Annotated in this window: 25 protein-coding genes and 1 riboswitch; of the genes, 19 read left to right on the top strand and 6 right to left on the bottom strand. The window is 32.6% G+C overall.

The annotated features are described in order from the left end of the window. Positions 1–72: 72 nt before the first annotated feature. Genes Q4517_RS13130 through Q4517_RS13120 form a run of 3 tightly spaced genes read right to left on the bottom strand, consistent with a single transcriptional unit; the run spans position 73 to position 3,427 of the window. Positions 73–1,776: a hypothetical protein gene (locus tag Q4517_RS13130; protein WP_303510225.1), complete on the bottom strand. Its 1,704-nt coding sequence runs from the start codon at positions 1,774–1,776 to the stop codon at positions 73–75. A gap of 19 nt (positions 1,777–1,795) precedes the next feature. After that, positions 1,796–3,223 (bottom strand): T9SS type A sorting domain-containing protein, encoded by a 1,428-nt coding sequence (locus tag Q4517_RS13125; protein WP_303510222.1) that lies wholly within the window; start codon positions 3,221–3,223, stop codon positions 1,796–1,798. Positions 3,224–3,274: 51 nt separating this feature from the next. Beyond that, complete coding sequence (locus Q4517_RS13120; RefSeq protein ID WP_303510218.1) at positions 3,275–3,427, bottom strand: hypothetical protein; 153 nt, start codon at positions 3,425–3,427, stop codon at positions 3,275–3,277. Between the two features lie 784 nt (positions 3,428–4,211). Here Q4517_RS13120 and Q4517_RS13115 point away from each other — a divergent pair. The 4 genes from Q4517_RS13115 (at position 4,212) to metF (ending at position 9,988) form a co-directional block, all read left to right on the top strand. Beyond that, the gene (locus Q4517_RS13115) at positions 4,212–4,715 is read left to right on the top strand and encodes an ecotin (RefSeq protein WP_303510216.1); all 504 of its coding nucleotides are present in this window, start codon (positions 4,212–4,214) and stop codon (positions 4,713–4,715) included. Positions 4,716–4,943: 228 nt separating this feature from the next. Next, positions 4,944–5,048, top strand: a riboswitch (SAM riboswitch). Positions 5,049–5,098: 50 nt separating this feature from the next. Next, the gene (locus Q4517_RS13110; RefSeq protein ID WP_303510214.1) at positions 5,099–6,115 is read left to right on the top strand and encodes a homocysteine S-methyltransferase family protein; all 1,017 of its coding nucleotides are present in this window, start codon (positions 5,099–5,101) and stop codon (positions 6,113–6,115) included. 3 nt (positions 6,116–6,118) lie between these two features. Continuing rightward, positions 6,119–8,794 carry a methionine synthase gene (gene metH / locus Q4517_RS13105; RefSeq protein ID WP_303510212.1) on the top strand — a complete coding sequence of 892 codons (2,676 nt, stop codon included), beginning with the start codon at positions 6,119–6,121 and terminating at the stop codon, positions 8,792–8,794. A gap of 237 nt (positions 8,795–9,031) precedes the next feature. Then, a complete protein-coding gene (gene metF, locus Q4517_RS13100) occupies positions 9,032–9,988 on the top strand; it encodes a methylenetetrahydrofolate reductase [NAD(P)H] (protein WP_303510211.1) in 957 nt (318 codons plus the stop codon). A gap of 266 nt (positions 9,989–10,254) precedes the next feature. Here the strand turns inward: metF and Q4517_RS13095 are convergent, their stop codons facing one another. Next, positions 10,255–11,076 (bottom strand): DNA-binding domain-containing protein, encoded by an 822-nt coding sequence (locus Q4517_RS13095; protein ID WP_303510209.1) that lies wholly within the window; start codon positions 11,074–11,076, stop codon positions 10,255–10,257. A 397-nt stretch (positions 11,077–11,473) separates the two neighbouring features. On the opposite strand from Q4517_RS13095, the gene Q4517_RS13090 reads away from it, so the two are divergent. The 14 genes from Q4517_RS13090 (at position 11,474) to Q4517_RS13025 (ending at position 21,312) form a co-directional block, all read left to right on the top strand. Continuing rightward, positions 11,474–11,644 carry a hypothetical protein gene (locus Q4517_RS13090; RefSeq protein ID WP_303510207.1) on the top strand — a complete coding sequence of 57 codons (171 nt, stop codon included), beginning with the start codon at positions 11,474–11,476 and terminating at the stop codon, positions 11,642–11,644. 102 nt (positions 11,645–11,746) lie between these two features. Continuing rightward, complete coding sequence (locus Q4517_RS13085; protein WP_303510203.1) at positions 11,747–11,896, top strand: hypothetical protein; 150 nt, start codon at positions 11,747–11,749, stop codon at positions 11,894–11,896. A 24-nt stretch (positions 11,897–11,920) separates the two neighbouring features. Continuing rightward, on the top strand, positions 11,921–12,154 hold the full coding sequence (locus Q4517_RS13080) for a hypothetical protein (protein WP_099216602.1): 234 nt from the start codon (positions 11,921–11,923) through the stop codon (positions 12,152–12,154). Then, entirely contained in the window at positions 12,154–12,432 is a 279-nt protein-coding gene (gene yidD, locus Q4517_RS13075; protein WP_303510197.1) for a membrane protein insertion efficiency factor YidD, read from the top strand. Before Q4517_RS13080 ends, yidD begins: the two co-directional genes overlap by 1 nt. 84 nt (positions 12,433–12,516) lie before the next feature. After that, positions 12,517–13,074 carry an SH3 domain-containing protein gene (locus tag Q4517_RS13070; RefSeq protein WP_303510194.1) on the top strand — a complete coding sequence of 186 codons (558 nt, stop codon included), beginning with the start codon at positions 12,517–12,519 and terminating at the stop codon, positions 13,072–13,074. A gap of 12 nt (positions 13,075–13,086) precedes the next feature. Then, entirely contained in the window at positions 13,087–13,422 is a 336-nt protein-coding gene (locus Q4517_RS13065; protein ID WP_303510191.1) for a YegP family protein, read from the top strand. A 97-nt stretch (positions 13,423–13,519) separates the two neighbouring features. Further along, a complete protein-coding gene (locus Q4517_RS13060; RefSeq protein ID WP_303510188.1) occupies positions 13,520–14,596 on the top strand; it encodes a type I restriction endonuclease in 1,077 nt (358 codons plus the stop codon). A 42-nt stretch (positions 14,597–14,638) separates the two neighbouring features. Next, positions 14,639–15,109, top strand: coding sequence for a thermonuclease family protein (locus Q4517_RS13055; protein WP_303510185.1), 471 nt, complete (start codon positions 14,639–14,641; stop codon positions 15,107–15,109). 8 nt (positions 15,110–15,117) lie between these two features. Further along, complete coding sequence (locus Q4517_RS13050) at positions 15,118–15,354, top strand: hypothetical protein (RefSeq protein ID WP_303510182.1); 237 nt, start codon at positions 15,118–15,120, stop codon at positions 15,352–15,354. 92 nt (positions 15,355–15,446) lie between these two features. Further along, positions 15,447–17,303: a DNA topoisomerase IV subunit B gene (locus Q4517_RS13045; protein WP_303510180.1), complete on the top strand. Its 1,857-nt coding sequence runs from the start codon at positions 15,447–15,449 to the stop codon at positions 17,301–17,303. Position 17,304: 1 nt separating this feature from the next. Beyond that, positions 17,305–17,475 carry a hypothetical protein gene (locus Q4517_RS13040; RefSeq protein WP_303510178.1) on the top strand — a complete coding sequence of 57 codons (171 nt, stop codon included), beginning with the start codon at positions 17,305–17,307 and terminating at the stop codon, positions 17,473–17,475. Between the two features lie 47 nt (positions 17,476–17,522). Continuing rightward, positions 17,523–17,714, top strand: coding sequence for a hypothetical protein (locus Q4517_RS13035; RefSeq protein ID WP_303510176.1), 192 nt, complete (start codon positions 17,523–17,525; stop codon positions 17,712–17,714). A gap of 26 nt (positions 17,715–17,740) precedes the next feature. After that, positions 17,741–20,455: a DNA gyrase/topoisomerase IV subunit A gene (locus tag Q4517_RS13030; protein WP_303510175.1), complete on the top strand. Its 2,715-nt coding sequence runs from the start codon at positions 17,741–17,743 to the stop codon at positions 20,453–20,455. Further along, entirely contained in the window at positions 20,455–21,312 is an 858-nt protein-coding gene (locus Q4517_RS13025; RefSeq protein ID WP_303510173.1) for a mechanosensitive ion channel family protein, read from the top strand. Before Q4517_RS13030 ends, Q4517_RS13025 begins: the two co-directional genes overlap by 1 nt. Here the strand turns inward: Q4517_RS13025 and Q4517_RS13020 are convergent, their stop codons facing one another. Further along, the gene (locus tag Q4517_RS13020) at positions 21,313–21,624 is read right to left on the bottom strand and encodes a DUF6787 family protein (protein ID WP_115901039.1); all 312 of its coding nucleotides are present in this window, start codon (positions 21,622–21,624) and stop codon (positions 21,313–21,315) included. It lies immediately after the preceding gene. 83 nt (positions 21,625–21,707) lie between these two features. Then, positions 21,708–22,358 (bottom strand): DUF937 domain-containing protein, encoded by a 651-nt coding sequence (locus Q4517_RS13015; protein ID WP_303510169.1) that lies wholly within the window; start codon positions 22,356–22,358, stop codon positions 21,708–21,710. A gap of 130 nt (positions 22,359–22,488) precedes the next feature. Between Q4517_RS13015 and Q4517_RS13010 the strand changes: the two genes are divergently transcribed. Further along, on the top strand, positions 22,489–23,814 hold the full coding sequence (locus Q4517_RS13010; RefSeq protein ID WP_303510167.1) for a dicarboxylate/amino acid:cation symporter: 1,326 nt from the start codon (positions 22,489–22,491) through the stop codon (positions 23,812–23,814). Position 23,815 lies beyond the last annotated feature (1 nt).

Raw genomic sequence — 23,815 nt, 5'->3', positions numbered from 1 at the left:
ACTCTATTATTAGAATGATTAATAATGAGCCTATGACCTGGAAACAAATAAAACAGAACGTAACTTAATAACTCAATGAATAATATTATCACCTTTTTTATATGAAGTCACTCCGTTTACATAACTGTTGGATTTATCAGAAAATATTTTATCAACAGAGGTAATATTAATATTAAACTCAGAAGTCCCTTTGAAATTCGCTAATAAATCTTTTACAAAAGTATTACCATCTTTAGTTAGGTTATCATGCAAACATTTAATTTTTTTATCTTTTATTTTATTAATAATTCTATCATCAAAATCTACTTCGCCACCATTCATAAAGGTATTTGTAGCTAGTATAGCGAATGTTTTAGCTTTAGCATTAACAACCCCTCTAATTTTATTAGCATCTACAAAAATACGTATTTCAGTTGCTTCTGGGATGTTATTATACAACCATTCTTTTTGATTACTATCAGTAATCTTTAACTCATCTATTAATTTAGCGATAACAGCTCCTTTTTCAAGTATGTCTTTAATTTTAAGGTCTTTATACACTTTGTCAGGGTTCTCTAATGCATCATCTATAAGCAACTTAACTAAGTTATGAAGCTCTAAAAATTTTTTATTCTGATAATTATCATTTAAATATTTTATTTGATACTTATCAGCTATATTAAACATTAAAATGAAGAAGTCAACTTTTACACTAGCTTCTATAGAGGTTTCTCTAATCAACTTATCTAATGCTTCTTTTTTTAATCTCTCCCATTCCATTTTTGCCATATACTCACCTCCAGGTAAAGCAGGAGGAGCCATATAAGCGTTTAATAATTTATTATAGGTTCTTATATCGAAGACTGAAAACCCACCTGTTCTGTTTTTTATAGATAAGCTTTCTATTAACTCAGGTGTAGCCTTATCTATTTTATTAAACTTTTTAAACATATTATTAATATGTTCAGGAACAAGGTATGGAGGAGAGCTTCGTTTCTTGTACTCTTCATAATGAACTAAAAATTGTAGTAAACTTAATTTATCCCACATATTTAAACTATTATAATGTCGGTTTTTAAGTTTTATTACCTCTGACTCAACTCCTTTACCTATACTTTTATACATATGGTTATTTATATGAGTCTCAGCGATGTTCTTGCTAAAATCATTCAATAAAGGAGTCCATTTTGATTTTAAAGAGCTTAAACTCTTTATATCTTTTAGATATACTCCTTGTACCTTAATATAACCGAATGAAGATTTAGTTACATTCCCTGATTTAATTTCTGCTTCTCTTAGTTTTAATAGCTTTAGTTCTTTTAAGTGCTTTTCTTTAGTCTTAAACCCTCTACTTCTTAAACGAGAATATTTATCTCTAATTGGTCTTGAAAGAGTAGCTATGTTTTTTCTTTCTGAATCTATTAAAAGTTCATTTTTAGCTTTTTCGAAATTAGAAAATTTTCTACCGAATTTTCTATCTATTGCTGGTTTAACTACTTTGTTTATTTGGTTACTATACCATTTTTTTAAAGCTCTTTTTCTAGCAAGTCTAATCAAGTTCTCGTTAGCTATTGCATCATTAAAAGAGCCACTCCAGTTAAAACTTAAATCAGAAATTTCACAGCCACAATTTTTTGATAAAGTAGGCCTTAATTCACTGTATGTACCATCTGGAGCTATTAAGAATTCATCTCCAATAGTTGATTTTTCAGGTATGTTTAATCTTTGAGCTTGTAAATTAATACTAAATGTACTTACTAAAAGTAGTAGTAAAAATTGTATATATATTCTTTTCATTTGTGTGTTTTTCTAGCAATTATTTTTTGATGATAATTCTTGTTTTTCTTTCTTGTCCTACTAGTATTGTTACTACATACATCCCTTTAGGTAAATCCGTTCCCTCAACATAATATTGGTAGCTACCAGTTTCCTGACTAGTGAATGGTTTAATTACTTTTTCTCGTAATCCATTCATATTGGTTATGGTAACCTTTGTATTTGTTGGTTGTTCTAATGAATACGATACAATTACATCTTTTTCAAAAGGATTTGGGTATAGCTTTATAAAACTATCTTCTTGCTTTGAAAGTGCTGCTAAAGCTTCTTCTGAAAGCTCTTCTTCTGAGTTTTCTAATTTCTTTTTCTTTTTTAAGACAAAACGAATAGGGACTCCTGACTCTTTCCAAGCACTCACATAAGTCTCTAAATTTCCTGTTAAGTAGGTTTCTGAATTAAACTGTTTGATAGAAATATCAGAAGAAAGTAACTGATGTTTTAAAACAGAAGGAATGTTTTGACTAAATGAACTATGAGGTAACTCAACAGTAAAATTATTAAAGTAAAGACTGTTGTCTAGTTTAGTAAAGTCTACATTTTGTTTTTTATCAGCAATGGTCGTAGTGATATGTAACACATCACTTTCTGTATCATACTTCGCTGTAACTTTAAAAGGTACTTTATTTTCTATATGTGTTTCAGACCAATCAAAAAACAGTAAATCACCTTCCCACACTCCATGAAGTTGTTGTTTGGTAACTTCTGCTGATGCAGCTGTCTCTTCTTTATTTATAACTTGCTTAATTTCCTCTACGTTTATTACTTCTGAGTTTTTAGATGTTTCACTTATGTTAGCTTCTTTTACTGTATCGAAGTTGGTTTTTAATAACCCATTTGCTTTGGCTACATTTTTCTCTACTCCATAACCGTGGTAGTAACAAACCCCTAACCAATATTTCGCCATAGGGTAGTCGCTCTTTTCAAACCAACTAACCGCTTTGGTATAGTCTTGCTGTATGTTTCCAAAACCTTTTAAGTACAAGTACCCTAACAAATAAGCTGCTTTGGTATTCCCTAACTCAAATCCTTTTTCAAACCATTTTCTCGCTTTGTTGTAGTTGAGTTTACACCCTCTACCATACTTATACAATATTCCTAAATCGGTAGCAGCAATAGCATTGTCTTGTTTTGCAGCAGCTTTAATTAGTTTAATAGCTTTTGTGTAACTTTCTTCTGTGGCTTCCTCTAGCAAGATACGACCCATCATTAGCTGTGCTACGGGATTTTCAGTTTCTACACAAGGAGTTAGGTATTCAATAGCTTTTTGTTTGTCTTTTGTAAAGAGTTCTTTTCCTTCCAAATGGTAATAAGCTCTGTTAATGTTGAAATCGCAATCAACTTCTTTTTCTTGTGCATTGAGTGTCGATGTACACAGGGCAATCAATGCAATAATTCTAGTAATTTTCATTTTTATATAGTAATATTTAAGTTAAAATTCTTCTCATACCCAAAGGGATGATTAAGATTTTGTGTGTATAGGTGTGTAATTATGAAGCGTTGGAAATAAGTTACATAGCTTTTTTATGTAATCTTCATTTTTTTGTTTTTGTGCTTGTCCATAAATAGATGCAAAGCAAAGAACAACTAATAAATAGTTGAGTTTTGTTTTCATATTTGTTTAATTTTTGGGTTACAATTTTTTAAAAGGGAACAATTTTTTTCTAATAAAACAAGTAGGTAATAATTTACCCTACCCAAAAAATAAAATAGTATTAGAAACTTAGTTAAGATGTACTTAATAAAAACAGGTTGACACACTTTATTGAATACTCCCATCAGCGAGCTTCGCTGAGCTTTCCTCAATGCAACGAAACCATCAGCGCGTCACGCTGGTCTTTCCTCAACGCAACGGAACCATCAGCGAGCTTCGCTGGTCTTTCCTCAATGCAACGGAACCATCAGCGCGTTACACTGAGCTTTCCCTAAGAAGAGATAAAGCTAATTTTTAAATTTTAACAAACAATTTCTATTAAAAAGGCAGAAGTCAACATTGAAACTTTTAGTAAGAAGCTAAAAATGATTACATGAGAACTCTCTATACCTTAATTGGAATAGCATATCTTCTGTTCGTAGTGGTGACGTCGTACATGATTCTGGTTGAGCCACTCATAAACGCATGTAAAAAATGGAAGAAAGAAAAATAACATGTTATTACAAGTATTTTTCTTTCATAACAATTGTATCAAAAGGGTAACCATAGCAAGAAATAAAACAAAAGAACTATTATTTAGGTATTTAGCATAAGGTTTTAAACTAGCAGAGAATGTGTTTGTATTCTAACATCACTTTTCATAGTTGTTAAAAGAATGGTAAATAATTTAAGAATGAATACAAAAGTCTTAGTTAGATTAACTTTTGGCATACATGTTGAAAAGCTCTAGGAAAATTATTTTATTATGAGAACAATTTCAAGGCAAATCAACAAATTATTTTTAATAACATTCTTAACTATTACTTCTATGGCTGTAGGACAGGCGTCTTTAACAAAAACGGATGTATCAATATATCCTAAACCAGAGAAAGGGTATAAACAAATGATTATTGAAGTTCCGCATTCAGATAATGATAGTAACAAAAAAATAGAATTTGTTATTGGAAAATGGATGGAAGTAGATACTTGTAATAAGCACGGTCTTATAGGAAGTATAGAAAAAAAAGACCTTAAAGGATGGGGGTATTCGTATTATGATTTCAAAACTGATGGCGGAGTTATATCTACTCGAATGGCTTGTTTTGAAAGTAGCAAAGTCAAAAAATTTGTATCTAGTCAGCCAACAACAGTAAGGTATAACGGGAAATTACCAATTGTTATTTATGTACCAGAAGGTTACGAGGTTCAATTTAAGATATTTAAAGCAGAAGATGATGTATATCGTGCTAGTGAGGTGAAACAAAAATAAAGGCAAACTTAAAAGCGCTGTGATTTAATTCCAGCGCTTTTTTAATCGTGTCAAAAAATAAGATACAAAATTCTAGCCTAGACCTTGAAAATAAGAAAAAGACTCACTTGTTTAGTTTTCTTATCTAGTAACAAAAGTGTTCTTTTTCTTTCCGTTATTTAAAACTAAAATAAAAATTGGGTAAATAAAAAATAATACTATAACTTTGCCTCGTTCATTAACGTATTGATGTTATCAAGAAAGGTGGAGGGAATAGACCCTTTGAAACCTTAGCAACCCTTTGTGCAAACAAAGAAGGTGCTACATTCTACTGCATTCGCAGGGAGATAACGAAAAGAATTTTACTTCCTCTTTTCCTGATAACATTACACTAAATATCAGGAATGTCAAACATTTATCAAGAAATACAAAAACGAATTCTCGTACTCGATGGCGCTATGGGAACCATGCTTCAGGAATATAAGTTTACTGAAGAAGATTTTCGTGGAGAACGTTTTAAAGATTATCCAACTCCGTTACAAGGAAACAACGATTTGTTATCCATTACACAACCCGAAGCTGTAAAAGAAGTACACAGAAAATATTTTGTTGCAGGGGCAGACATTGTAGAAACCAATACTTTTTCAGGAACTACCATTGCCATGGCAGATTATCAAATGGAAGAGTTGGTATACGAGTTAAATTATCAATCTGCGAAAATAGCCAAAGAAGTAGCTGAAGAGTTCACTGCAAGAGAACCTCATAAACCTCGATTTGTGGCAGGTTCTATAGGACCTACCAATCGTACGGCAAGCATGTCGCCAGATGTAAACGATCCAGGATACAGAGCGGTAACTTTTGATGAACTACGTATTGCTTATAAGGAACAAGTAGAAGCCTTAATTGATGGCGGTTCAGATATTTTGTTGGTAGAAACTGTATTTGATACTCTAAATGCCAAAGCCGCTTTATTTGCCATTGAAGAAGTAAAAGCGGAACGAAATATAGAAATTCCTATCATGATTTCTGGAACCATTACTGATGCTTCAGGAAGAACGTTGTCAGGGCAAACAGCAGAAGCTTTTTTAATCTCAATATCACACATTCCGTTACTATCTGTAGGATTTAATTGTGCTTTAGGAGCTAACTTATTACAACCTCACCTAGAGGCAATCGCTTCTAAAACAGAGTTTGCTATTTCGGCACATCCCAATGCAGGATTACCCAATGCCTTTGGAGAATACGATGAAACTCCAGAAGAAACCGCAGAACAAATAGAAGAATACCTAAAGAAGAATCTAATCAATATTATAGGTGGGTGTTGTGGTACCACACCAAAACATATTTCAGCAATAGCAGCAATAGCAGCGAAGTACAAACCGCGTCACGCTGAGTTTATTTATGTAGGACAAAATAGTTAGTAGATGAGTGAAGAAAGACGACATATGAAGTTATCTGGTTTAGAACCGTTAATTGTTACACCCGAAAGTAATTTTATCAATGTAGGTGAGCGAACCAATGTAGCAGGATCACGTAAGTTTCTCCGATTGATAAAAGAAGAAAAGTTTGATGAAGCTTTGGCAATTGCCCGTCATCAAGTAGATGGTGGGGCGCAAATTATTGATATTAATTTTGATGATGGTTTAATTGAAGGAAAAGAAGCCATGGTGCGCTTTTTAAATCTAATTGCATCCGAACCAGATATTGCGAGAGTTCCTATTATGATTGACAGTTCTAAATGGGAAATTATTGAAGCCGGATTACAGGTAGTACAAGGAAAATCGGTCGTAAACTCTATTTCCTTAAAAGAAGGAGAAGAAAAGTTTATTTGGGAAGCTACGCAGATTAAACGATACGGAGCCGCAGTAATTATTATGGCTTTTGATGAAGTTGGGCAAGCAGATACTTATAAACGAAGAATTGAAATAGCAGAACGTTCCTATAAAATATTGGTGAACATCGTTCACTTTCCGCCAGAAGATATCATTTTCGATTTAAACATATTTCCTGTAGCTACGGGAATGGAAGAACATCGAAAAAATGCGTTAGATTTTATTGAAGCTACCCGATGGGTACGTGAAAACTTACCCCATGTAAGTGTAAGTGGAGGTGTAAGTAACGTGTCGTTTTCTTTTAGAGGTAATAATGTGGTTCGTGAAGCCATGCACTCGGTGTTTTTATACTATGCCATCAAAGCAGGTATGAATATAGGAATTGTAAATCCCGCAATGTTGGAGGTGTACGACGATATTCCGAAGGATTTATTAGAACATATTGAAGATGTTGTTTTAGATAGGAGAGACGATGCAACTGAACGCTTATTAGAATTTGCTGAAACAGTAAAAGGAACTAAAAAAGAAAGCAGCGAGCAGGTTTTAGAATGGAGGAGTTTACCGTTACAAGAACGTATTACACATTCGTTAGTAAAAGGAATAGATACTTTTATTGAAGAAGATGCAGAAGAAGCACGTTTAAGCGTTACAAAACCATTACACGTTATTGAAGGACATTTAATGACAGGAATGAACGTAGTTGGAGATTTGTTTGGAGAAGGAAAAATGTTTTTACCACAGGTAGTAAAATCTGCTAGAGTAATGAAAAAAGCAGTAGCCTATTTAAACCCGTATATAGAAGCAGATAAAAGCGAAGAACAGCAAGCTATAGGAAAAATACTCATGGCAACTGTAAAAGGAGATGTACACGATATTGGTAAAAATATAGTATCTGTTGTTTTAGGGTGTAATAACTACGAAATAGTAGATTTAGGAGTAATGGTTCCACCAGAGAAAATCATTGAAACCGCTAAAAACGAAAAAGTAGACGCTATTGGTTTAAGCGGATTGATAACACCTTCTTTAGATGAAATGGTGTATTTAGCGAAAGAAATGGAGCGTCAAAACTTGGAAATTCCATTATTAATTGGTGGAGCAACAACTTCAAAGGCACATACTGCAGTAAAGATTGATACGCAGTATAAAAATGCAGTAGTACACGTAAACGATGCGTCAAGAGCGGTAACTGTAGTTGGAGATTTATTAAACAAAGAAACCTCCAATGAATATGTTGCCAAGTTGAAGAAAGATTATGAAGAATTTCGTGATAAGTTTTTAAAACGAGGAAAACAAAAGCATTACATACCTATTGCAGAAGCAAGAGAGCGAAAATTTAAAATAGATTGGGAAACAACTAACATTACCAAGCCTAAAGAATTAGGTGTACAAAAGTTAGAACAGGTAAGTTTAAAAGATTTAGTACCGTATTTTGATTGGAGTCCGTTTTTTCGTTCGTGGGATTTGCACGGAAAATATCCAGATATTTTAGAAGATGAAATAGTAGGAGTAGAGGCAACTAGTTTATATAAAGATGCACACGAAATGTTGCAACAAATTATAGAAAAACAAGCCTTAAAACCCAAAGCTATTTTTGGTTTGTTTGAAGCAAACTCTATAAACGATGATGATATTTCAGTACAAAAGAAAGGAAAAGAAGTAGTTGTGTTTAGAACTTTACGACAGCAGTTAAAAAAGCGTGAAGGAAAACCAAGTTTTGCATTGGCAGATTTTATTGCGCCTAAAGAAACAGAAAGAACAGATTATATAGGGGCTTTTTGTACCGCCATTTTTGGAGCTGATGAACTGGCATTGCAATACAAAGAAAATCACGATGATTACAATGCTATTATGGCACAAGCCATTGCCGACCGTTTTGCAGAGGCTTTAGCAGAATATTTACACCACAGAGTTAGAACCAAACATTGGGGCTACGCTTCCGAAGAAAATTTAACTAATAATGAGTTAATAAAAGAAGATTACAAAGGAATTCGTCCAGCACCTGGTTACCCTGCATGTCCAGACCATTTGGAGAAAGAGACCATTTGGGAGCTTTTACAGGTAGAAAAGAATATAGGAGTAACCTTAACCGAAAGTTTAGCTATGTGGCCAGCAGCAGCAGTTTCGGGATATTACTTTGCTAACGAAGAAGCTAAGTATTTTGGTTTAGGAAAAATAACAGACGACCAAGTAAGAGATTACGCAGAAAGAAAAAACATAGCCTTAGAGAAAGCCAGAAAATGGTTGCATTCTAATATTTCAGACAATTAAGAATAATTTAAAATAAACAAACAGAAGAGCGTATTTAATTAACAATAAGTTTTAAGTTAGGTAAACTAAAAGCTACAAAACAATAGTAATATTGCCCTATAAAAAATCAATAAAATTAGACAAATGAAAAAGTATAATTTAGAGATTCGGTTTGCAATACAATTACTAGTAATGGCAGCGGTATCGTTATTTGTAGCCTCATTGGTGTAATTAAATACGCCTTTATAAGCCATACTTATGAAGGTAACAGAACACTTAGAAAAAGCAAACGGAACATCACTATTTTCGTTTGAAATACTTCCACCGTTAAAGGGAGATACAATAGAGTCAATATTTAAAAATATTGATCCGTTAATGGAGTTTAACCCACCATTTATAGACGTAACCTACCATCGTGAAGAATACGTGTATAAAGAGTTAGGGGACGGACTCTTAAAAAAACAAGTGGTAAAAAAACGTCCAGGTACGGTAGGTATTTGTGCGGCGATTCAAAATAAATATCAAGTAGATGCCATTCCGCATATTTTATGTGGAGGATTCACCAAAGAAGACACCGAAAACTTCTTAATTGACCTCGACTTTTTAGGAATTGATAACGTAGTTGCATTGCGAGGTGATGCTGTAAAAAGCGAAACCTATTTTAAACCAGAAAAAGAAGGGCACGGGTATGCTAGTGAGCTAGTTACGCAGATAGAAAACCTAAATAAAGGAAGGTATTTAGATGATGATTTGCAAAACTCATCAAAAACCGATTTTTGTATTGGTGTAGCAGGATATCCTGAAAAGCACATGGAAGCACCAAGTTTAGATTCTGACATTCATTTCTTAAAGAAGAAAATCAAAAACGGAGCAAACTATGTAGTAACTCAAATGTTTTTCGATAACGAAAAATACTTTGAGTTTGTAGAAAAATGCAGAGAAGAAGGTATTACGGTTCCTATTATTCCAGGGTTAAAGCCTATTTCGACCAAAAAACAATTGAATTTAATTCCGCACCGTTTTAAAGTAGATTTACCGGATGTTTTGGTAAAAGAGGTGGTGAATTGTAAAAGTAACGCAGAAGTACGACAGGTAGGGGTAGAGTGGTGCATAGCTCAAAGTAAGGAATTACAACAAAAAGGAGTGCCTATTTTACATTATTACTCAATGGGAAGATCAACCAATATTCAACAAATAGCTAAGGCAGTGTTTTAAAACAAAACACAATCAACCCAAAGTATATATACAGTTTATTAAACGTAGCTCAAATAAATGCCCCCTATAAAACATTGAGAATTTTGTTAGTTTTACTAGTTAACACCTAATACCCATTAAAAACCATAACAAATACGAAATACAAAAAAGTACGAGCAGATGCTCGTACTTTTTATGGTATGTAGGTTTTGTTTGAAACATCAAACACTACTGTTGCCTGTTACATAACAGTAGTGTTTGGTGTTAAACAACAGTACTGTTGTTACTTAGGCAACAGTAAGGCTAAATGTAGAATCACCTACCATAATATCCTTTAAAAAGCGTTCAGAATTTCCTGTTACTTGCGTTTTAACTCTAACATGGTAGTTACCCGCAGCAAGTGCAGGAGCTTGACCAATAATTTTCTTATAGCTGTTTTGTGCTAAATAAGACACTTTGGTTTCGGTACCATCTTCGGCAACAAAATACAAACCAACTTCAGGTAGGTCACCAGCAACCTTTAAACGCAAACCATTTAGCTCAAACAATCCGTTGGCAGATAAGGTAGTATTTGTAGTTGCTGTAGTAATATCTTTTAAATTAGTAATAACCGTGTTGGTAATAGGTGCAGTTACTTTTTGTAGTGGAATATCATCTTTAATTTCGTTAATTAACTTTCCGCTATTAAGGTTTACATGTAGTTTATGGGTATCAGGATTAAAACCATCTTCCTCGGTATCAAAAACTCCAGAAATAGAGTAGCCTATGTTTAGTAAAGGTAGGTTAATGTTATCGCCCTCTTCTATCGACTCGATAATTTCTTCATAGTAAGAATTAAGCACCGCTACAATATCGGTTTTACTTACTAGGTTACGTTTGCTCAACATTTTATCAATCAACTCGTCTTGATTAATAGTACGCTCTGTTAATATGCGTGCTGAGTAGTTGGTTTCATCGGTTAACTTGTTTTCAATTAAATAGTACTTCATCATATTGATTTTTAAATTATTTACTTTTTCATTTGAATCCTTTTTTGGGTAGTAACAGCTAGCATATTGGAGCAATAACCAATACATGCCAAAACAATTACTAACCTTGGTGTTATTCATCACCAAATAGTCAGGTACAAGCGTACCTTTATAGCATTAACTCCGCAAAGATGTTGTAAAATTGAATGTGATATAATAGTAATAGGGGATAGCAATTTACTTTTTACAAACAATTTTTATAGCTGATACTAAAGTAGTTGTTTTTCGTTTTAACTCTCTGACTTTATGAGTTTTTTAACGTTTTAGATGATATAAAGGAGGTATCTAAGTAGAAAACACGGAAGGTTGTTATTCTTTTTAAAAGTTAAGAAAACCAATATAACATCTAACAAAGTTCTAATTATGGGGGCATTTTTGTATAGACCCTAACACAGTAGCAAACCCTACGGAAACCCTCAAAGTTTTGTGCTTTAAGGAAGGTAAGTTTGTAGTAATATTAATTTAAAACATAAAAAAAATGGCAAAAACACCATTAGGAACAATTAGAAAAACGGGACAAAAGTGTCCTGAGTCAGGAGTATGGGAAGCACAAGCAAACCCATCAGGAACAATTCCATTATCAGAAGGAGAAACATTTCCTCCACATAGAGGGAGTTCAGTTGACTGGAAGCTTATATCTTATGCTTAATATTAAATAGTATAATTTTATAGGGAGCTCTACGGGAAACCGTAGGGTTTTGTGTTTTTATCAAGGTAGGTTTGTAATGATATTAACCAAAAAAATATAGATATGGCAGTAAAACACACACCAACAAACGAGGTTCATAAAGGAAGTAAAGGAGGAACTACAGGATGTGGTTTTGACACAACAGAGCACCCAGAACATTGGGTAAGTACTAGCGAAAGAATCACCTGTGACAAGAATGGGTGTAAAAACTAGGAATTAAATTTTAAAGAGAAAGTTATGGAATACAAAGTAATACCCTTTACACCCTCTATTGATAGAAACAAAGGGAACTCAGCAAAAGTAGCACAACAATTAGAAGCTATAATTAGTAATTATAACGATCAAGGTTGGCGATATGTTCGATTAGAAAGCGTAGAAACTCATGTTCTCCCTGATTCAGGTTGTTTTGGAATAGGTTCTCAACCAGGATATACAGCATACAGACAAATGATTGTTTTTAGTAAAGAATAATGAAACATTTGTTACTTCTTTCTATAAAGACGTATTGGAAGTTTAAACCAAAGGATAAGCCAGCATGCTGTATATTTAGAAAATCCTGTTCACATTACGTATATGAAGAAACAAAAAGAAAAGGACTGTTAGCAGGAGTAAAAGCATTAAAATATCGGTTTAACAACTGTACTTATGGTTATGAACTGTATTTAAACCCGATTAGTGAGAAAAAACAGATGCTGCTAAAGAATGGAGAAGTGCTAGAGGAAGAGGAAATAGCAAAACGACTATTATAGTAATTAAAACCCTACGGATTTCCGTAGGGTTTTCTGTTCGGCAGAAACTAGATTTGATATCATAAACTAAATCCCCCTTTTATTATGAATCAGAGAACTCAAATACTTTCACTAATTGCAGTATTACTGGTAACATTCGCTATGGTAAGTATAACTAAAAATACAAAAGCTAAAGAAAGAATATACAGTTCCACTATATTAGGTTGTAATATTCCTTCAGAAGCTAGATGTACAGGTTCTGCCAATTGTAGAGCATGTAAAAATTGCAAGTATTGTAAGCATTGTAGCAGAGGAGGCTCTTGTGGAGTGTGTGCAAAAAGAAACCGCACGAAAAGTTATACCAATCCGTATAAAAGCTATAAAAAGCCAAAACAAACCAAACAAACTATTTTTGACGGACGTAAGACCAATAGCACGTTATCTTTAGAAGAACCCTATTACCTAAAAACATTACTGGTAAATAAAAACTCTTTAAACCTAAGAAGTGGACCAGATACTTCTTATTATATAATTCAACAATTAGACTTTGGAGAAAAACTAACCATATTAGCTACGCATGCAAAGTGGATTAAAGTAAAAGTACAAAGAACAAAAGTAATAGGGTTTGTTCATGCTAGTGGTGTTCTTTTGGTGGAGAAATAAAAAACATACAAAATGGGAAACCCAAAATTTGAAATTACAAAAACAACTAATGATGAATTTATGTTTAACCTGAAAGCAGGAAATGGAGAAGTGATTTTAACAAGCCAATGTTATGACAAAAAGCAAGGATGTGAAAATGGAATAACTTCAGTTAAAGAAAATGCTCCTGATAGTGATAACTTTGAAAAAAAGAAAGCAATTGATGATAGTTTTTATTTTACTTTAAAAGCACAAAATGGAGAAGTAATAGGAAAAAGCGAAATGTATACGACCACTTCAGCAAGAGATAAAGGCATTGAATCAGTTAAAAAAAATGCACCAATAGCCTCTGTAGAAGAGAAACTATAAACAAAGCAGAAAAGAGTATTTAGAAACCTTACGGAAATCCGTAAGGTTTTGTTTTTTAGGTGGTTTAGCTTTGGTGTATATAACCAAAACTTAAAGAATGGAACTAGCCAGCAAACTAAAGGAACTCTCACAGAAGATTACAACATTAAAAGAGCAAATAGAAACAGAAGAAGCTACAAAAACAGCATTTGTATTACCTTTTATAGATTTATTAGGGTATGATATTTTTAATCCAACAGAGGTAATACCCGAGTTTACAGCTGATATAGGGTTGAAAAAAGGAGAAAAAGTAGATTATGCTATAATTGAAAATAAAGCTCCTATTTTAATAATAGAGTGTAAACATTGGAAAGAAGATTTAAACACGCACAATTCACAGTTATTTAGATATTTTCATACATCAAAATCACGATTTGCACTTCTAACTAATGGTATAGAATATAAGTTCTTTACTGATTTAGAAGAAACAAACAAAATGGATGAAAAACCATTTTTAGAGTTTGACATAACCAAACTAAAAGAGCCTGTAATTAATGAAGTTGTTAAATTTCATAAAACAAAGTTTGATGTCAATCAAATAGTTAATAATGCAAGCTCTTTAAAGTATTCAAAAGAAATAAAGAAGATATTTAATAGTCAATTAATTGAACCAGAAAATGATTTTGTTCGGTTCTTTTCTTCAAGAGTTTATTCAGGAAGACAAACAGAAAGAGTGTTAGAGCAGTTTAAAGAATTAGTGTCAAAATCCATTAATCAATTAATAAGTGAAAAAGTAAATGAAAGACTGCATAATGCTTTAAATAAAGAAGAAGAAAAGTTGGTAGAAGAAAGTATAGAGCACGAAGAAAAAAATGAAAATAAAATAGTAACTACAGAAGAAGAAATGGAAGCCTATAGGGTTGTGGTGGCAATACTAAGAAAAAAAATACCTATAGAAAGAATTGCTTTTAGAGACACACAGTCTTATTTCGGCGTTTTATTAGATGATAACAACCGTAAGCCATTATGTAGGTTTCATTTTAATGGAAAAACCAAATATTTAGGGGTATTTGATGCTAATAAAAAAGAGATAAGAGAAAAAATAGCAACAATTGATGATATCTATAAGTTTGATTCTAAGCTTTTAGAAACGATAAATTACTATGAAGAGTTTGTGAAAGAAAAAACTAATTAAAAATATAATATTATCAGCAGTTTTATTCATACAAACTAAACTATGCACTTAAAAACAATACTATTATTTTTATTAGTAACTTTAACAGGAGTAAAAGTACCAAAAGAATTCAATGCAAGAGTAATTGGGGTAGTAGACGGGGATACGGTGAAGGTGTTGTATCAAAACAAACCAATATACATAAGGTTAGAACATATTGATTGTCCTGAAAAAGGGCAACCTTTTAGCACCAAAGCAAAACAATTTGTATCCAATAAAATATTTGGAAAAACAGTTAAAATAATCAACAAAGGAAAATGGCATTGGAACCGTTTAATTGCTGAAATATATTTTGATAATCATAAAAATATTAATAAAAACTTAATAGAAGAAGGATTGGCAATGCACTTTAAAAAGTATTCAAAAAATAAAGAATATGCTTTGTTAGAAGTAAAGGCAAAACAACTTAAAATAGGTATGTGGTCATTACCCAATGTAATCACACCATGGCAATATAGAAAACAACCAAAATAAACAAACAAATGAAAAAAGTCATAATAATGCTACTATCAGTAAGTGTATTGGTGGCATTTCAAAAAATAGAAGACAAAAAAGTGTATATATGTAGTAGTGTAGCAAGCACAAAATATCACTTCAAAAAAAACTGTAGAGGATTATCTCAATGTAAAACAACTATAAAAGAAAGTACAGAGAAAAAAGTAAGGAAATATGGAAGATTGCTCTGTAAATGGGAGAAAAAAGCATTAAAAAAGAAATAAAACGAACTCTGTTGATAACTATATTAACAGAGTTTTTTATTTTTTCGAGCGAAGTACTATTTTAGCACAGACTTCAATTCACACGATTTTTTATGACGCAGGAAACACAATATACCGAAGACAATATACGCTCGCTCGATTGGAAAGAACATATCCGTATGCGACCAGGGATGTATATTGGTAAACTTGGAGATGGATCATCACCAGACGACGGAATTTACATTTTGGTTAAAGAGGTTTTAGATAACTCTATTGACGAATTTGTTATGGGAGGAGGTAAGACTATAGAAGTTTCTGTACAAGGAAATAAAGTAATTGTACGAGATTACGGACGGGGGATTCCACTAGGAAAAGTAGTGGATGTAGTTTCGAAGATGAATACAGGAGGAAAATACGATTCCAAAGCCTTTAAAAAGTCCGTAGGATTAAACGGAGTTGGTACCAAAGCAGTAAATGCGTTATCAACCTATTTTAGAGTAGAATCTAACCGTGATGGTAAATCAGCCTCAGCAGAATTTGAAAAAGGAAACTTAACAAATCAAGAGTTATTAGATGAAACATCACGTCGTAAAGGTACTAAGGTGACTTTTATAGCTGATGAAACCATCTTTAAGAATTATATGTATCGTCCTGAATACATTTCTAAGTTATTAAAAAACTATGTGTACCTAAACCCAGGATTAACTATAGTTTTTAATGGAGAGAAATTTTATTCAGAAAACGGATTAAAAGATTTATTGGAAGACAACAACAATCAAGAAGATATGTTGTATCCAATTATTCACTTACGAGGCGATGATATTGAGGTAGCGATAACCCATAGTAAAACACAATATTCAGAAGAATATCATTCGTTTGTAAACGGACAAAATACCACACAAGGAGGTACACACTTAAATGCATTTAGAGAAGCCATAGTAAAAACAGTACGCGAGTTTTTTGGAAAGAACTTTGATGCTTCCGATGTACGTAAATCAATTATCTCTGCGATATCTATCAAGGTGATGGAACCTGTTTTTGAAAGTCAAACAAAGACGAAGTTAGGGTCTACCGAAATGGGAGGAGACCTACCAACCGTTCGTACGTACATCAATGACTTTGTTAAAACACAGCTAGATAATTACTTACATAAAAACACTGAAGTAGCCGATAAGCTTCAAAAGAAAATACTGCAAGCAGAAAAAGAACGTAAAGAATTATCGGGTATACGTAAACTAGCAAGAGACAGAGCAAAAAAGGCAAGTTTACATAACAAAAAACTACGTGATTGTCGCATCCATTTTGGAGACACAAAAAAAGAAAAATATTTAGACACTACATTATTCATTACCGAGGGAGACTCGGCAAGTGGATCGATAACTAAATCAAGAGACGTAAACACACAAGCAGTATTTAGTTTAAAAGGGAAACCATTAAACTCATATGGGTTGTCAAAAAAAATCGTTTACGAAAATGAAGAGTTTAACCTACTCCAAGCTGCTTTAAATATAGAAGACGGATTAGAAGACTTACGATATAACAACATTGTAATTGCTACTGATGCCGATGTTGATGGTATGCATATTCGTTTGTTATTAATTACTTTTTTCTTACAATTCTTTCCTGAGGTTATAAAAGAAGGACATTTATATATATTAGATACTCCGTTATTTAGAGTTCGAAATAAAAAAGAAACGATTTATTGTTATTCAGAAGAAGAAAAAAAAGCAGCAATAGATAAACTAAGAGGAAAACCAGAAATAACTCGATTTAAAGGATTAGGGGAGATTTCTCCTAATGAATTTGTCCATTTTATTGGAGACGATATTCGTTTAGATCCAATAATGTTAGACAAAGAAATGTCGATAGAACAAATGTTAGAGTTCTATATGGGTAAAAACACTCCAGATAGACAAAAGTTTATCATCAACAATCTAAAAGTTGAGTTAGATATTGTAGAAGAAAATTAAAATGAAAGAATTAAAGAAAGTAACTATAATAGTATCATTAATAATGATTTTTGCTTGTGTTTTAATGGTTTATTTTGGTAGACCATCAAGTCAAACTTCATATATAGGAACATTATTAATGCTGATTATGGCTTTAGTATTAGGTTTATCTATCAAAATAACTAAAGAATAAAAAACATCAGATAAATAAATTAGCTTGTAACTAAGTGCAAAAAGATAATGGATAGAAATAGAAGAGCTAGAATATATTTATTAATAGCATTTTCAATTTTTTTAGTCAACGTATTTAACGTTGATTTTGACAATTTAAGTTGGGGAGCAAATAGGTCGTCTTACATCAATATCATAGTAGCAGCCTTAGTTTGTATAGCTATTTTTCTACTAATTAAGAAGAAACAAACCAACTCTTAAACGAATAAAAGTTTAAACATTCATACATGAGTGAAGAAAGTAACAATTACGAACACGACGAAGAATTAAATCAACCCCTTGAAAATACAGAAACCATAACTAAGGTTACAGGAATGTATAAAGAGTGGTTTTTAGATTATGCTTCGTATGTAATTTTAGAACGTGCAGTGCCATCTATGGAAGATGGGTTTAAACCCGTGCAACGTCGTATTATGCATTCAATGAAAGATTTAGACGATGGTCGCTATAACAAAGTAGCAAACATTGTTGGTCATACAATGCAGTATCACCCTCACGGAGACGCTTCAATTGCTGATGCCATGGTACAAATGGGGCAGAAAGAACTGCTAATCGATATGCAAGGTAACTGGGGTAACATTTTAACAGGAGACCGTGCCGCAGCCTCTCGTTATATTGAAGCACGATTATCAAAATTTGCACTAGATGTTGTTTTCAATGCCAAAACCACTGAATGGCAAGCTTCGTATGATGGACGTAAAAAAGAACCTGTAAACTTACCTGTAAAGTTCCCTATGTTATTAGCGCAAGGAGCGGAAGGAATTGCAGTAGGACTTTCTACAAAAATATTACCGCATAACTTTAACGAGTTGATAGATGCATCTGTAAAATATTTAAAAGGAAGAAGTTTTACAATCATACCCGATTTTTTAACAGGCGGAATAGCAGATGTTACCAACTATAACGATGGTAAACGAGGAGGAAAAGTAAGAGTAAGAGCAAAAATTTCAGCACTTGATAAAAAAACATTAGTAATTACTGAGATCCCTTTTGGTACAACGACATCTTCTTTAATTGATAGTATTTTAAAAGCCAATGATAAAGGTAAAATTAAGATAAAACGTATTGAAGATAATACGGCAGCCAATGTTGAAATCTTAGTGCATTTACCAGCAAATGTATCACCCGATAAAACGATTGATGCATTGTATGCGTTTACCAGTTGCGAAAACTCAATATCTCCGTTATGTTGTATTATTGAAGACAATAAACCTGTATTTATAGGGGTAACAGAAGTCTTGAAAAAATCGACAGATTTTACAGTAGAGTTGCTAAAACGTGAATTAGAAATTCAATTACACGAATTAGAAGAACAATGGCACTTTGCTTCTTTAGAACGTATTTTTATTGAGAATAGAATTTACCGTGATATTGAAGAAGTAGAAACTTGGGAAGGAGTAATCAAAGCAATTGATGAAGGATTAAAACCTCATACCAAACATCTAAAAAGAGAAGTAACAGAAGAAGATATTGTTCGTTTAACAGAAATAAGAATTAAGAAAATATCTAAGTTCGATATTGATAAAGCGAAACAATTTATTGAAGGTTTAGAAGAAAAAATAACTGAGGTTAAACATCATTTAGATAATTTAATTGATTTTGCAATAGATTACTTTAAAGAGTTAAAATCAAAATACGGAAAAGGAAAAGAGCGTAAAACTGAAATCCGAATTTTTGATGATATTGTAGCTACCAAAGTAGTAATGCGTAACTCTAAACTTTATGTAAATAGAGAAGAAGGGTTTATAGGAACATCATTAAAGAAAGATGAATATGTTACTGATTGTGCCGATATTGATGATGTCATTATATTTAGAGACAATGGTTCAATGGTGGTGACGAAGGTAGATTCTAAAACCTTTGTAGGTAAAGGAATTATTCATGTTGCTATATTTAAGAAAAAAGATAAACGTACAGTTTACAACATGATATACAGAGATGGAGCAAAAGGGCCTTCGTATATGAAGCGTTTTAATGTAACATCGGTAACTAGAGATAAGGAATATAACTTAGCCAACGGAGATTCAAAATCAAAAATATTGTATTTTACAGCCAACTCTAATGGTGAAGCTGAGGTAGTAACTATTTTACTCAGAGCAGTTGGAAGCGTTAAAAAGCTAAAATGGGATATTGATTTTGCCGATTTAGCTATAAAAGGACGTGGAGTTCGAGGTAATTTAGTAACCAAGTATTCAGTAAAAAAGGTAGAGTTTAAAGAAGCAGGAGTCTCAACTTTAAAACCTAGAAAAATTTGGTTTGATGATACAGTACATCGATTAAATGTTGACGGTAGAGGAGAGCTGTTAGGTGAGTTTAGAGCAGAAGATAAGATATTAATAGCTACACAATCAGGAAAAATAAAAGCAGTATCGCCAGATTTAGCGATGCATTTTGATAATGATATGATTGTACTAGAAAAGTGGAAACCAAACAAGCCAATTTCAGCAATTTATTTTGACGGTACAAAAGAACGTTACTTTGTAAAACGATTTTTAATTGAAACACCAGATAAAGAAGAACTTTTTATATCAGAAGAAGAAAAGTCAAAATTAGAAATCATAGCTACAGATTATCGTCCTATGGCTGAGGTGATTTTCTCAAAAAGAAGTTTAGACAAAATAGAGGTGAACTTTGAAGAGTTTATAGCAATTAAAGGAATTAAAGCTCAAGGAAACCAGCTAACAACAGATAAAATAAAAACAGTAAACTTGTTAGAATCGTTACCTTATGAAGAACCAGAAGAAGAAAAGGTTGAAGACATTGAGGTAAACGATGAAGAAGAAATTAAAGAAGAAGCGCTACCTTTAGATGTAGAAGATGCAAAACCGAAAGATAAAGAATTTGTGGAGTCTAAAGAAGATAAAGCAAAGAGAGCATTAGAAAAAGCACTTCAAAAGAAGAAAAAAGATAAAGATGACGAAAGTCAAACAGCATTGTTTTAATGGATGAATTTTTACCATATCGTTTTAATTTAGATACCTTTTTTGGTGCTTTAGGATATATTATAGTTGTATTTATAGTGTCTTGGGCTATTTCAAGATTGGCAAGAGCTATTATTTGGCAACTAATTAAAAGTAAAAAAGAAGATCGTTTTGGAAGAACAAGTATCCAGTTTTTACGCAATTCAGTATCATTTGTAATAGGCCTTTTAAGTGTTGTTTATGTAATTATGATGGTGCCTGCTTTTAGAAGTAAAGCAACGTTAATTTTTTCTGGAGCCGGTATTTTAGCAGCTATTATAGGTTTTGCTGCACAAGCAGCATTATCTAACTTAATAGCAGGAGCATTTATTGTTATTTTCCGTCCATTTCGAGTAGGAGACTATATTAAGTTAGATGAAGCACGTGTAGGAATTGTTGAAGATATAACGCTGAGACATACTGTAATAAATAATTTTGAAAATAAGCGGCTCATTATACCAAACTCCGTAATTAGTACAGACTCTATTTTAAATCATACCATAGAAGATTCCCATGTATTGAGTTTTAATAATTTTAAAATAGGATTAAAGGCAGATATTGATTTAGCACGAAGGATTATACAAGAAGAAGCAGTTAAGTTACCGACTGTTATCGATTATCGTACACCAGATCAGGTAATGGGTGATGTACATCAAGTAGATGTTCGAGTTATTGATGTGTATACAGATCACATTCACATGCGTGCTTACGTGTGGTTAAACGAACCTTTTCGAGAATTTAAAACAAAATGTGCTTTAAAAGAGGCTGTACATAAGCGTTTTCTTAAAGAAGGAGTATCACTACCTATACCAATACATAAAATAATTAGTACAAGCTGATTAATTTGAGTTTTTAAACAAGAAGCCTAAACCCAAACGAGCTAAAAATTTTTTTTCAAATTCCCAAAAGAACTTAAATTGACCAAAAAGCCAACCAACTAAAGGCAAAGTAGTTTGGTAAATAGGAAAGATAAGTAAAACTCTTAATGGATAATATAACCAAGGAGTCATAGTTTCAGGTGACAACCCTAAGAGATTGGTAACAGGTCTGGCAACCCAAGCAGCAAAAGAACCGTTTATTGCAAAAACGATAAAAATAGCAGTTAAAGCCCAATTACTTTCTATACCCCAACGTTGTTTAAGTTTCTCCATAAATGTTAATGTCGGGCAAAAGTAATTAAAAGAATAGGGGCAAACAAATGTTTGCCCCTTCATTACATTATAAATAAGTAAAGTTATTTTTTTCCAAATACACCGCCTAAAAGTCCGCCCAAAAGACCGCCTGATTTTTGCTGGTTGCTACTAGTGTTTCCTAAAATCATTCCAGCTACATCATCAACAATACTACCGTCGCCATCAGCATCCAATATTTGTTCTAAGAAGCTTTGTTCTTTTTGAGTAGAGTTACCACCTAATAAACCTCCTAAAAGTCCACTTAAATCATTTGAGTTATTTATATTTTTTTGACGAGATTGTTTACCTAATACTCCCATTAAAATAGGTGCAGCAGTTTTTAAAATATTAGCAACAGCGCCAGTATCCATACCAGCTTTTTGACCAATAATTTGTTCTACTCCTTGTTGTTTATTTCCTAAAACATGGCCTAAAATCTTGCCTCCATCTTGTAAAACATTAGAGTTAACCCCACCATTAAACAAGTCTCCTAAATTATCTAAGATTCCACCATCATGCTTATCTAATGCACTTTTTAAGCTTTCTGCACCTTGAGGTGTCGTAGTATTTCGTTGCATTGCTTTCATTAAAACAGGTAATGCCATTGTTAAAACACTACTAGTTTTATTAGTGTCTTGCCCCGTTGAGCCCGCAACACCAGATATAATTGCTTTTCCTGTGTCGCTATTTAATAAATCTAAAATTCCCGTCATTTTTTATTTTATTAAGATTAGTACTTAGTTTCTAATTAATGGGACACAAGATACAAACTGAAGGTCACTTTTTTTAAATATTTCTTTATACCTTACGGCCAGTTAAAAAAATAATAGATTTATAGATTATATGAAGAAACTTGCACTACACTGGCAAATTTTAATAGGAATGATTTTAGGTGTTTTATTTGGGTTAGGGATGACCTTTATAGATAATGGAGCATCATTTGTATCGGATTGGATAAAGCCTTTTGGAACAATTTTCGTAAAATTATTAAAATTAATAGCAGTACCATTAATTATTGCTTCTCTGGTAAAAGGGATTTCTGATTTAAAAGACATTTCAAAATTTAAAAACATTGGTTTACGTACCATGTTAATTTATATAGGCACTACAGTAATAGCAATAACAGTAGGGTTGGTATTAGTGAATGTTGTACAACCTGGAGAAGGGATTTCTGAAGATACTATAGCTAAATTAACAGCAGATTATGCAAATAGTGAAGGGGTACAAGCTAAAATAGCAGAGGCGAGTAAGCAAAGAGAAAGTGGACCACTTCAATTTTTAGAAGATATGGTTCCTGATAATGCCATGCAGGCAATGAGTAATAACAAAGCAATGTTACAGGTAATCTTCTTTACTATTGTCTTAGGAATATCAATGTTGTTAATAGGGGAGAAAAAAGCTACACCGTTAAAAAACTTTTTTGATTCGTTAAATGAAGTTGTGCTAAAAATGGTTGATTTAATCATGTTAACTGCACCTTTTGCAGTATTTGCATTATTAGCAAATGTTGTAGTTACTTCCAATGATCCTGATTTATTGTTAGCATTATTAAAATATGGAGCAACAGTTGTTGGAGGTTTATTGTTAATGGTAGCACTTTATATGGTTTTAATAAGTGTGTTTACCAAAAAGAATCCATTATGGTTTTTAAAACAAATAAGTCCAGCACAATTATTAGCGTTTTCAACAAGTTCTAGTGCAGCAACATTGCCAGTTACGATGGAGCGAGTAGAAGAACATATTGGAGTAGATAAAGAAGTATCAAGTTTTGTATTACCAGTAGGAGCTACTATTAATATGGACGGTACTAGTTTATATCAAGCCGTAGCAGCAGTATTTATATCACAAGCTTTAGGTTTCGATTTAACTTTCGGAGATCAGTTAACAATTATTTTAACAGCATTATTGGCTTCAATAGGTTCAGCAGCTGTACCAGGAGCAGGAATGGTGATGTTAGTAATAGTATTAGAATCAGTTGGTTTTCCAGCAGATAAATTAGCCATAGGTCTGGCGTTAATTTTTGCAGTTGATAGACCTTTAGATATGTGTAGAACTGTTATTAACGTAACAGGTGATGCAACAGTTTCTACTTTAGTAGCGAAGTCTGTAGGGAAGTTAGGAAAACCACATCCACATAATTGGGATGAGCATTATGATGAAGTAAAATAAA

The sequence above is a fragment of the Tenacibaculum sp. 1_MG-2023 genome, from assembly GCF_030547425.1.
In the GTDB taxonomy this organism is placed as follows: Bacteria; Bacteroidota; Bacteroidia; order Flavobacteriales; family Flavobacteriaceae; genus Polaribacter.
This window is presented reverse-complemented; position numbering and strand designations above follow the sequence as displayed.